Origin of the sequence: Neptunomonas sp., assembly GCF_041601355.1 — a bacterium.
GTDB lineage: Bacteria > Pseudomonadota > Gammaproteobacteria > Pseudomonadales > Balneatricaceae > Neptunomonas.
This window is the reverse complement of sequence record NZ_JBFIIH010000124.1, coordinates 1-11,377: the sequence shown is the minus strand read 5'-3', so window position 1 is coordinate 11,377 and position 11,377 is coordinate 1. Positions and strand designations below refer to the sequence as shown.

At 43.9% G+C, this 11,377-nt stretch carries 9 protein-coding genes and 1 pseudogene; 2 read left to right on the top strand and 8 right to left on the bottom strand.

Features of this window, described 5'->3' with window-relative positions:
• Window positions 1-22 precede the first annotated feature (22 nt).
• The 3 genes from ABY436_RS16190 to ABY436_RS16180 form a co-directional block, all read right to left on the bottom strand.
• Window positions 23-988 carry a D-2-hydroxyacid dehydrogenase family protein gene (locus tag ABY436_RS16190; protein WP_372739971.1) on the bottom strand — a complete coding sequence of 322 codons (966 nt, stop codon included), beginning with the start codon at window positions 986-988 and terminating at the stop codon, window positions 23-25.
• Between the two features lie 101 nt (window positions 989-1,089).
• Window positions 1,090-1,473: a nuclear transport factor 2 family protein gene (locus ABY436_RS16185; RefSeq protein WP_372739970.1), complete on the bottom strand. Its 384-nt coding sequence runs from the start codon at window positions 1,471-1,473 to the stop codon at window positions 1,090-1,092.
• A 109-nt stretch (window positions 1,474-1,582) separates the two neighbouring features.
• On the bottom strand, window positions 1,583-2,059 hold the full coding sequence (locus tag ABY436_RS16180; RefSeq protein WP_372739969.1) for a histidine phosphatase family protein: 477 nt from the start codon (window positions 2,057-2,059) through the stop codon (window positions 1,583-1,585).
• 649 nt (window positions 2,060-2,708) lie between these two features.
• Between ABY436_RS16180 and nirK the strand changes: the two genes are divergently transcribed.
• On the top strand, window positions 2,709-3,920 hold the full coding sequence (nirK, locus tag ABY436_RS16175) for a copper-containing nitrite reductase (protein WP_372739968.1): 1,212 nt from the start codon (window positions 2,709-2,711) through the stop codon (window positions 3,918-3,920).
• 216 nt (window positions 3,921-4,136) lie between these two features.
• Here nirK and ABY436_RS16170 read toward each other — a convergent pair.
• The 5 genes and pseudogenes from ABY436_RS16170 to ABY436_RS16150 form a co-directional block, all read right to left on the bottom strand.
• Window positions 4,137-4,295, bottom strand: a pseudogene (locus tag ABY436_RS16170) (ethanolamine permease); the annotation flags it as partial.
• Window positions 4,296-4,408: 113 nt separating this feature from the next.
• Entirely contained in the window at window positions 4,409-5,326 is a 918-nt protein-coding gene (gene eutC / locus ABY436_RS16165) for an ethanolamine ammonia-lyase subunit EutC (protein WP_372739972.1), read from the bottom strand.
• A 29-nt stretch (window positions 5,327-5,355) separates the two neighbouring features.
• Window positions 5,356-6,762, bottom strand: coding sequence for an ethanolamine ammonia-lyase subunit EutB (locus ABY436_RS16160; RefSeq protein ID WP_372739967.1), 1,407 nt, complete (start codon window positions 6,760-6,762; stop codon window positions 5,356-5,358).
• Between the two features lie 415 nt (window positions 6,763-7,177).
• Window positions 7,178-10,258 (bottom strand): EAL domain-containing protein, encoded by a 3,081-nt coding sequence (locus ABY436_RS16155; protein ID WP_372739966.1) that lies wholly within the window; start codon window positions 10,256-10,258, stop codon window positions 7,178-7,180.
• 212 nt (window positions 10,259-10,470) lie between these two features.
• Complete coding sequence (locus ABY436_RS16150) at window positions 10,471-10,890, bottom strand: group II truncated hemoglobin (RefSeq protein WP_090727533.1); 420 nt, start codon at window positions 10,888-10,890, stop codon at window positions 10,471-10,473.
• Between the two features lie 133 nt (window positions 10,891-11,023).
• Here ABY436_RS16150 and ABY436_RS16145 point away from each other — a divergent pair.
• A partial coding sequence (locus ABY436_RS16145; protein ID WP_372739965.1) for a transporter substrate-binding domain-containing protein occupies window positions 11,024-11,377 on the top strand: 354 nt, incomplete at its 3' end.

Here is an 11,377-nt window from a genome sequence, read left to right as displayed (position 1 = left end):
AGCTACCCGACTAAAACAAGCGTTACACCTTCGCTAAATTTTGTGGTTTTCCTTGCGCAAAAGCCACGACGTTTTCAAACGCAATCTTGAAGTAAAGTTCATAACTGCCCTTTTCGACATAGCCAAGATGAGGTGAGCAAAGCACATTAGGTAACGAAAGCAATGGCTCATTCTCTTTCGTTGCCGGCTCCATTAAAAACACATCCAATACAGCGCGTTTGGTTTGATTCGCTTTCATTTCGGTATACAAGGCATTCGGCTCGATTAACTCAGCGCGGCTGGTATTCACAAATAATGAATCCGGCTTCATCAGTGATAAATCTGATTGCGTCACACAACAGCGGGTCACTTCATTTAACCTCAAGTGAAGTGAAACAATGTCGGCCGTACTGAAAAATTCCCGTTTGGAAGATGCGGAACCCAAGCCATGTGATTGAGCCAATGCTCTTGATGACTCACTACCCCAGACCACAACCGACATACCAAATGCTTTTGCGTACTGCGCTATACGTTGACCAATTTTTCCGTAACCCCAAATACCTAAGGTTAATCCATTCAATGTTCGGCCCAGTCCCAGTACTCCTGATTGCTGCCATTGATCATGTGAAAGATGCGCTACGTATTCTGGAATATTTCGTGAAGCCGCCATGATTAAAGCCCAACAAAGCTCGGCAGGCGCTATGGGAGAACCGATACCCTCAGCAACAGAGACACCATACTTATGACACTGCGCTACATTCAAGTGATTGCTTACTTTGCCCGTTTGACTAATAAGCTTGAGTTGCGGGAGTTTTGATAACAACTCTTGCGTAATGTGAGTACGTTCCCGAATTAACACTAATGCCTCAACATCAGTTAGTTTTAACGCGAGTTCATTGATATCACTAATCGATTCATTAAAAACCTGAACATCGTGACCGCTGAGTATGTTGAAACAATCCAGAGTGCTAACGACACCTTGGTAATCATCTAAAATTGCAATTTTCATTACGCTTTTCATCCTGACATAGAGGGCTTGATATGCCCCAGTATTGACATTAACTCATCAAGGAATTTAAAAACCCGGGGCAAACTCTGTTAATTGCCTGATCAGAACATGGAATTGCCGTTCTTCGAATAACTCGGCACCTGCTGTATCGAATCCCAGTGCTCGACTATCTTTCCATTTGCATCAAAGCGAAAGAAGTCCATAGTTACATATTCCTCGTTTCCAGGCCATGTTTGGTGCGTATGCAACGCCACCAATTCGCCCTCAGCAATAGCCCGGACAAATTCTATCTCTTTGTCGGGATATGATGCAGACATCTCTTCAAAATATTCGATAAATGCCGATTTCCCATCGCCAACCAAAGGATTGTGCTGTTTGTATTCGGCACCTACGTACTGTTTCACAGCACTGGCTGGATCACCTAAATACGCCGTTCGATAAAATGCAATCGCGTTTTTTTTATTCGCTTCAGAATCGTGTTTCATTTTTTCTCCGCCATTTTTTTCGCTGACACTTTTTTCTGATACATAGAGGATCGCGGTATTAAAAGGTATTTATAGTTAAAGGCGGACCATATATGACCCTTATTGAAAATCATTCAATCGCGACTCTAACAGCTTTGCGTGTTCGTGTGTTGTAGGCAACAACTGCCCCAGACGAGACACCCATACCCGTCACAGCCTGGATTACTACTTGATGCGTGACCATCAGTGTAAGACTATTTTGGTTGAGTTCTTCAAGCTTTTCTTGGAGTAACTTAAGTGTTTGATTGCGATCAGCATGCTCTTCAAAAAATGAGTTCAGTCCAGCGAATTTTTCAACTACGCCAAGTTGTAAAAGTTCGGCGGTTTCGATGCAACGACACCAATAGCTTGAATACACTTTATCAACCACTATATTCGACTGCTTTAGCTTCTGCCCTAATGAGATAGCTTGACTTCGACCAACGGCATCCAAATTTCGCTGTGTATTGCATTGGTTAATAACAAAATTATCAGGATCACCAAAACCAGGAGCAATAGCATGACGGATAAATAGTACGTTGGCATCGATTTCGCGTAGCTTATCCATAATGGAATCTGGATTTGTCGTGGCGAAGGCGTTCTGCACGCTACCCGATAACATAATAAAAACTAATAATAAATTCCGTGCTAACATCTGTTTTGATTCACTGGTGGTTGAAGACGATAGTTTTTGACCAATACAGACCAAAAATATTCAATTAATCTTCGAATATGACTTTATTATTGTCAACCTAAATATATCGGGCCCAAACAGATAAGAGGGGCAGGTCTTACTTCTTGCAGCCTTTTTTATTAATCCGCTTACCGTCGAATAATTAACACCAAAATAATCAACTATATCTGCCATCGTATAATATTGGCTTCTGTATATCTGCATCATCACTATATCCCCGGCTATGTATTTTATATAAAAGTGAGTGATTTATTTTCCACCTATTTTTTCTGAAAATAAATATGATAGTTTCAGTATTTTTCATTTACTGGTGAGCTTCACTTTAAATGATAACTTCATTTAAAAGAAAAATTATTTACTTGAGATTAGTCAATTTTTTCATGCTGTTATAACTTTAAAATTATACACAATGATTTTTAAGCTCAATAAATAATTAAGATATTTTAACAATAGAAAATGTTTTAATAATATTAGCGATAACTTAATAATTATAATCATATGTAAAAACAAATAAGGAAATATAATGACAAATATGTCGAATGAATTTTCAGATCATGCTGCTCGTCTGGCTGATAATAATGAAACAAAAAGTTCAGATTCAGGATTGTCTGGCATTAGCCGCCGGGGTTTTATCGGATCTTCCATCGCCGCTGTGGGTGCTATAGCGTTGACTGGGCAATCTCAGGCAGCGAGTCATAAATCTGCGACCAGTTATGCAGCGGCGATGGATGTGGCCGGGCTTGATATAGTAGAGCAGCAATTGGTAACACCACCATTTCTGCCTGTGCATGATCAAGTGGCACCTAAACAGCCTCGATTAGTGAAGGTGCGTTTGGTGATAGAAGAAAAACAGATTACGTTAGCAGCGAGCGGAGAAAAAATATGGGCTTGTACTTTTAACGGTAGCGTTCCGGGTCCGATGATTGTTTGTCATGAAAATGATTACGTAGAAGTTACGCTGATTAACCCAGCGACGAATACCTTACCTCATAACATCGATTTTCATGCTGCTACTGGCGCGATGGGAGGAGGAACGCTGACTGAAGTAGCGCCTGGTCAAGAAACTATTTTGCGCTTTAAAGCTACCAAAGCAGGTGTATTCGTTTACCACTGTGCACCTGGCGGTGTGATGATACCCTTTCATGTGGTCACAGGTATGAACGGTGCCATTATGGTATTGCCGCGGGATGGTCTGAAGGATAAGCACGGTGAGCCTGCGCACTATGATCGTGCGTATTATGTTGGGGAACAGGATTTCTATCTGCCAAAAGATGCTCAGGGCAAGTATAAACTTTACGATAGTGTGATGGCTAGTATGGGGGATATGCTGGATGTAATGCGTACGTTAACGCCTAGTCATGTGGTCTTTAACGGTGCTGTCGGTGCACTGACCGGGGATAACGCACTTAAAGCCAAGGTAGGAGAGAATGTCTTAATCATTCACTCTCAGGCCAATCGCGATTCTCGCCCTCATCTGATCGGCGGACACGGGGATTTAGTATGGCAGTCGGGTTCTTTTCATGACACGCCCCAGTCGAACATTGAAACCTGGTTTATCGCGGGTGGTTCCGCTGGTGCTGCGCTTTACACATTCCGTCAGCCGGGAACGTATGCTTATGTTAGCCATAATTTGATTGAAGCCATCATGCTGGGTGCAGCCGCTCATTTTTCTGTCGAAGGTGAATGGAATGAAGACTTAATGAAGCAAGTAAAGGCCCCTTCACCTATTTCATAAGCGCATTGATTTATTATTTACCGGACCGGTACTCCCTTTGGATAGGGAGTATTGCCCAACCTTTCTTCAGGTGTTTGAGTGACCATTTATGACCCCTTAGGTGCTTCTTAGGCACATCTTTAACCGGATCTTTGCTTCTTCAGCAGTAATCCCCCCCACCCTCTACTGCTAAAAACAACCACATAGAAAAGGGTAATGCCGCCCAAACCCCATACCGGGCGCCAAAGTGTATTCAATCAATGCTGCAAGGCCGGTCAAATAGCCGCCTGTCGATCCCATGGCTTGTCTGACAAAACTATATCTTCCCCCTGCGGCAGGTATCGCTGCAGACATTTCAGCTAAAGACAAAATAAGGGTTAAATACATCACAGCTATCCAGCCGTTTAAATTGCCTTTTGGCAAACTACTCCTTGTTATTTTCCAACGTACTTTTTCTCCTGCCATATTATTTTTTTGTCAAATCAGCTCAGGCAGATAACGTGAAAGTGTTATTCATCCGATAAAAGAAAGTTTTTGTTCTGTGCCCGATTTTCAATCACACCGTCTTGGGTGCGATCCTTAAGGTTCACCCCAGAGAGCTTTAAACGCCGCGCTTCACGCAGCAGAAATAATGTCCGTCTAGCCGCTTCTTCATAAACCAAACCTGCCGGGCGAATATTCGAGATGCAATTACGACTGGCGTCATTCAGGCCAGTTTTGGGCTGCCAGGTTAAGTACAAACCAAGACTATCCGGAGAGCTAAGGCCCGGTCGCTCGCCGATTAACACTAATACCACTTGAGCATTAAGCAATTCACCGACATCATCACCAATAGCGACCCGGCCTTGCTCTACCAGCGTAAAAGGTGCCAAATTCCAGGGCTGTGGATCATCTTGTAGCAGTGTCACTAAGTGTTGAATAAAGGGCACGGCATTTTGTTGTACCGCTAAAGACGACAAACCATCGGCGATGACAATCGCCAAATCATGTTTTAGCTCGGCCTCACCACCCTGTTCTGCCATATAACGGTGTAACGAATTTCTTGACGCATCATTGAGCTTTCTACCCAGATCAGGCCGCTGTAAATACGTCATTCTGTCGTACGCCTGACTATGTAATGCAATCGGTGGACACGGTGTGCAACATTTAGCAGGTTCTGTTTGTGCGGCGCGTACTGGTTGGCTGTCGCGACCTGCGCTAAACGTACTGAGCTTTTCACGTAGTGTGTCAATATCTAACGGTAAATTTACAGCATCCCGCGCTTGGGCATGTGCCAACTGAAAACCAAGCATTTCTGAGGTGGGCAAGCTAATACCTGCACGACCTAACCCTATCCTCGCATCGGTATAGCTGCGCAACGTACTCCAAGGATTTTCTACCACCTTGCCATTTTCCTGGTGTGACTTTTGCCCGGGTGTGCCGCCTATCCATTCACTTTTTTTTGAAGTTGATTTTTTCAACGCAGACCTCCCCCTACTGATTTCAATGAGCGGGCAAATGGCGCGGGTATAGCGTCGGATAAAACATGTTTACCCCCACTGCGCATAATTTCCATCTTATGTAACCAATCTTCAAATTCTGGTGCAGGACGAGAGCCAAGTACCCGGCGAACATATAGGGCATCATGAAATGAGGTAGTTTGATAATTAAGCATGATGTCGTCTGAACCCGGGATGCCCATTACAAATGCACAGCCCGCCACGCCAAGTAAGGTAAGCAGATTATCCATATCATTTTGGTCAGCTTCCGCATGATTTGTGTAGCACACATCACAACCCATCGGCAGGCCGAGTAGCTTGCCGCAAAAATGATCTTCAAGCCCAGCGCGGGTAATCTCTTTTCCATCAAACAAGTATTCTGGTCCGATAAAACCCACCACGGTATTCACCAACAGCGGATTAAACTTGCGTGCCACAGCGTAGGCCCGTACTTCACATGTTTGCTGATCCAGGCCGTGGTGTGCATTAGCAGAGAGCGAACTGCCCTGTCCGGTTTCAAAGTACATCAGGTTGTTACCCACAGTACCTCTTTTCAGGCTTTGGGCGGCGTCTTGCGCTTCAGCCAACGTGGCTAAGTTAAAACCAAAACTGCTATTGGTCGCCTCTGTACCGCCGATTGACTGAAACACTAAATCAACCGGTGCACCGGCCTCAATGCACTCTATGGTATTGGTAACATGGGTCAGCACGCAGCTCTGGGTAGGAATGGCGTACTTTTGAATCACGTCATTCATTAAATGCATTAATTTGATTGCCTGAGCAACATTATCCGTGGCGGGGTTAATGCCAATGACCGCATCACCATTGCCGTACAACAAGCCATCTAAAATACTTGCTGCAATACCGTTCACATCGTCCGTCGGGTGATTAGGCTGTAACCGCGTAGACAAGTGCCCGGGCAGCCCGATTGTGTTACGAAATGCACTGCTCACATGGCATTTCTTAGCCACTAAGATCAAATCTTGGTTACGCATAATTTTACTAACCGCAGCAGCCATTTCCGGGGTTATACCCTGACGAATTTGTGCCAGAACCTCACTGGTTGCATAATCGCTTAACAGCCAATTTCTAAAATCCCCCACGGTTAAGTGGGCAATAGGTGCGAATGCCACACTATCATGTTCATCCATTATTAAGCGGGTAACTTCGTCCTCTTCATAAGGCACCAAGGCTTCGTTTAAAAATGTTTTCAGTGTTACATCGGCAAGAGTAAGCTGAGCTACGGCACGCTCTTCTGCTGACTGGGCTATCACTCCAGCTAATCGGTCGCCGGATCGCTGTGGTGTTGCTTTGGCCATTAATTCAGCCAGATCTTTAAATTGATAGGTATGACTGCCCAGGATATAGCGATAGGTATGACTCATAAATGTACCTCTTATGGTTAACCGCCGATTCCGTCATGGAACAGCTTTTGCGCAAAACATCTCCTATTGCCTAAGAAGGCATAATCAGAGAATAAGCGGAATAAACGTCCTTTTCATCTACTAATCGACTCAGCAGAAGCCCATCGGATTAATATCATAGCTGACCAGCCTATTTCTGACCCGTTTCTGCAGCGTAACCGCTTACAATGGTGATCACGGCTGGCGGCGATTCACTAACGGGCAAACTTTATTGCTCTACACACGTGCCCTGATGATTTATTAATTCTGCCTACGACTAATCAAACCCGACGACGTACTTATCGTCTTTGATGTCCGCCAGGATGTGCAGGACAGCGCCTGCAGACAGATGCGCCATTATGCATAGGCAATGAATGAGTAGAAAGTGGGCAGAGGATTACTTTATAAATTCATTGAGTGGTACTGGTTTAGAATACAAGTAACCCTGAGCATAGTCACATCCCATTTCAGTAAGCACCCTTTCCTGAGCTTTGGTTTCAATCCCTTCGGCGATCACTTTAATTCCCAGTCTATGCGCCATGACAATGATAGATTCGCATAGCACCCTTGAGTCAGTAGATTCAGGTATTTGTCTGACAAACTCTCTGTCTATTTTCAAATAATCGATATCGTATTGCTGAATATACGCCAGTGAAGAATAGCCGGTACCAAAATCATCCAGTGCGACCTGGATACCGGCATCTCTGAAATGTAGCAGAGTCGATAAACTCTCTTCACTGCTCGTCATCAGGAGTCCTTCCGTAATTTCGATAACGATAGATGAAGCGCTTAAGCCCTGCCCGGTTAATTTTTCAAGCCATGGCAGGAGTCCGGATTTGGAATCCAAAAATTGAACGGGAGATACATTGATACTTAATTCAAAATCGGAGCCAAACGCCTGTTGCAGCTTTTTAAGTGAACGGCAACCTTCATTGAATAGCCACTCCCCTATGTCAGTGATGAGCCGCGTCTCTTCTGCCAGCGGTATAAATTCACAGGGTAAAACTACGCCATGAAGCGGATGATTCCAGCGAATTAAGGCCTCGGCTTTTTGTATTTTTCCCGTTTTCAAACAGACAATCGGCTGAAAATAGAGCAGAAACTGTTGAGCCTCAAGCGCAATATGCAGATCGTGAATTAATTGCATACGTTGCACCACGCTTTCCTGCATCGAGGGTTTAAAACAATGGTAACAGTTTCGCCCAGACTCCTTGGCTGCATACATAGCCTGATCGGATGTTTTCAACAGTTCAGTACTATTTGTACCGTCTAGCGGATAGAAGGAGATACCAATACTGACCGAGATGTATACTGTTTTTCCTTCAAGATCGAAGGGTTCGCTGAAGCTGTTTTTGATTTTTTCAGCGACTCGAATAGCAGGCGTCAGATTAGGCAGGCTCCCCATAATAATGATAAATTCATCTCCCCCTTGTCGGCCAATAAGATCTTCTGAGCGAACACTAGTTGCTAGCCGGGTAGCAACCAGTTTAAGAAGCTGGTCTCCCTTGTCATGGCCAAGCGTATCATTGACGTGTTTGAAATCATCCAGGTCCAGAAACAGAGTAGCCAATAGCAGATTATGACGTTGAGCCTGAGTGATCTCGTGACTCATATGATCAATCAGGGTGTTGCGGTTAGGCAAACCGGTAAGGTGGTCAAAGTGCGCTTGCTGCCATATTAAATCGGCGGCTTTTTTCTGTTCCGAGATATCACGATAAAGCGCGACATACCGTACGACCTGATGACTCTCATCGTAGATACTGTTAATACTCAACCAAACGGGAAATACTTCACCATTTTTTTTGCGGTTGTATATTTCTCCTTTCCAGCAGCCACTGTCTTTCAAGGCTTCCCACAGTGTATGGTAGAAGTCCTGATCATGATGGCCTGACGATAAAATGTTCGTTTTAAGGCCACGAACTTCTTCTTTTGTATAGCCGGTAACTTCGGTAAAGGCCGGATTGACATTAAGGATAAAGGTGTCTTTATCGGTAACCATCATGCATTCACTGCTATTTTCAAACACAGATGCTGATAACAGCAGTGATTCTTCATATTGCTTTCTTCTTGAAATATTTCTTATGACGATAATCATATCGTTGGACTGATGTATCGCATTTGCACGTGCTTCAAAAAACTCGCGCTTACCGCCAATATCTAAGGGATACTCCCATGTGGTTAACTTCTTATTCGCAACATGCTCAAGAATTTTCTGCTGAAAAAGCTTACCGATTTCAGTTGGCAGAACATCCAACATGTTGTGGCTAAGAAACAAGTCTGGTGACGTATAAAGGTCGCCCGGAGAGGATGTTCTGTATTCGAGAATGATAAAATCGCGATTTAATTTAAAGTAAAGGTCAGGTAACGCACTGAAGACAGAATCTAATTCATCACTGCGCTTCTTAGCGTTTTCTTCAGCCTTTAAACGCGCTTCAGCCATTTTTTTAAAGCGCTCGCCGAGTATCGACAGTTCCCTGGCTCCATTAGTGGGTAAGTTTTCAATTAACTCTCCTTTTTCAAGCCTGGCCGTGGCACCCGTAATTTGTTGCAGGGGTTGTAAAATACCAGAACGTAGTCCCTTAATAGCCAAAACAGTCACGGCCCCCAAGAAGATCAAAAAGTACAAAAGATTAGTGACGAACTGATAGTTCGCTTGCGCTAAAGCGCTATCTATAGGGATGCCCACGCTAACGGTTACGGTTTTTCCATTGGCTTTTTTATATAGCGTTTTATGTGTAAAAATCCGTAAAAGTTCATCCTTACCTTGAATTACTTCGGTCTGCAGATCGTATTCACGAGCAGCTTCTATGCTTACGTTGTACTCACCTGGTGTCAGACCATGTAAAGAGGCCTGAACCGGAAAATTAGCGACGATTGAAGTCTCTTCATCAGATATGAAGGCAATCGATCTTGGAGGGAGGTTGTAATTTGAAAGTTGGCGACTCCACCAATCCAGTGAAACGACCACTACAGCGATCGCGGTAACTGTGCCATCGGCGGCGATGACTGGATATGAAAAGTTAACACTGCTGCTTTGCGACGCCCGGTCATGCTGATAAGTACCAATAGAAAACACCTTATTCGTCAATGATTGCTGAAAATAGGCTCTATCAAACACATTAACCTTTTTGCTTAATGGCAAAGCATTACATAGCAGTTCACCGTCTGAGGTAGGTATTCCTATATTGATGTAGGTAGTGTTCAGATTAATAATTTTACTCAGAAAGACCTGACAAGCGTCACTTCTTGGATTTTGGATCTCTTTAACGGATGACAGATGTTGCAGATAATTTTCGGTATCTTTAATAATTATTGCTTGTGCATGCGCAAGCCGCCTTGCCGTTTCGATAGCGTGAGCAGTATGTTTCTCAATGGCTGAAGCTCTCTGCTGAGTGGCTTGATAAAAAATTGTTATGACACCAGGCAGAGCAACAATGAGAAGAAAAATGTAAAGTCTAGATTTAAGTGAGCTAAACATATCAACTGAAAGCCCGTACCAAATAGATGAATATATACAACCAAAATAACTGAGTTTTGGATAACTATCGAGGAATGAATAATTTTCATGTCAGCTTTGTAGCTTTTCTTTACTTAGCGGACTGCGAAGCATAGCTATTATATATGGCTGCTTAATATGTCTTCTTAATATGTTATGGGTCCACAGTAGCAGGTAATTACAGGCTTATTAGCTTAGGGATTTCTCGCGCACACTGCCCTGATTCGTTCTGCGGGCACTCGCAGTTGCGTGATTAAATACACTTTAAACGACTCTTCATACGGTTGCTTCGCGAGGGCTTTTTGCATGCAGGTTAGCCATGCTTCGCTCTCTGCCTTACCTACCGGTAAATGCTGATGTGCTGCCGGGATACTCAGACTACCAAAGGTGGTGGCGTAAATCCTTGGGCCGCCGAGCCAGCCTGATAAAAAATAGGCGAGCTTTGTGCGTGATTCAGTCAGGTCACCAGGATGCATATCGCGTATTATTTTCGCTTCTGACAATGTACACATGTTGTCGTAGAAGTCATCGACAAGGCGGGTAATGCCGGCCAACTCTCCTGCTGCTTTATAGGAGTTATCACCTACGCCGTATTCGCCACTGCTTGTATTCATAAATCTACGGTGCTCTTTGTCTGCTGACTTCTTTTTTGTTGGGTTTAAGAGTATTAATGTGACACTTGTTGCGTATATACGCAAAAAAAACAGCAGTGCGATTTAAACATAAAAATAAGGAAGATGGCATTTTATGAAACTACTTACACAACAACTTATGCAACGATCTAAGAAGCTTTCGATACAACTATCTAAAGCCCTACTCCTGTTAACGGTAACGCTTAGTTTTAGCTCCTTTGCCGATATCCTCCATGATGTCCAGGAAAAAGGGTATTTGACGGTAGGAACAACGGGGGATTACAAGCCCTTCACCTTCTTTGATGGCGAGACTTACTCAGGCTATGACGTCGATGTAGCCAATCATCTTGCGACAGAACTGGGGGTTGAAGTACGTTTTGTTCAGACGACATGGAAGGGTTTGGTTGGTGACCTTAAGGAAGGTAAATATGATATCGCCATGGGAGGTATTACTCGTCGTATGTCTCGT

What these genes read in the sequence shown, in the direction of transcription:
- ABY436_RS16190 (WP_372739971.1), bottom strand. Translation starts at nt 988, where the DNA reads ATGAAAATTGCAATTTTAGATGATTACCAAGGTGTCGTTAGCACTCTG.
- ABY436_RS16185 (WP_372739970.1), bottom strand. Translation starts at nt 1,473, where the DNA reads ATGAAACACGATTCTGAAGCGAATAAAAAAAACGCGATTGCATTTTAT.
- ABY436_RS16180 (WP_372739969.1), bottom strand. Translation starts at nt 2,059, where the DNA reads ATGGATAAGCTACGCGAAATCGATGCCAACGTACTATTTATCCGTCAT.
- nirK (WP_372739968.1), top strand. Translation starts at nt 2,709, where the DNA reads ATGACAAATATGTCGAATGAATTTTCAGATCATGCTGCTCGTCTGGCT.
- ABY436_RS16160 (WP_372739967.1), bottom strand. Translation starts at nt 6,762, where the DNA reads ATGAGTCATACCTATCGCTATATCCTGGGCAGTCATACCTATCAATTT.
- ABY436_RS16155 (WP_372739966.1), bottom strand. Translation starts at nt 10,258, where the DNA reads ATGTTTAGCTCACTTAAATCTAGACTTTACATTTTTCTTCTCATTGTT.
- ABY436_RS16150 (WP_090727533.1), bottom strand. Translation starts at nt 10,890, where the DNA reads ATGAATACAAGCAGTGGCGAATACGGCGTAGGTGATAACTCCTATAAA.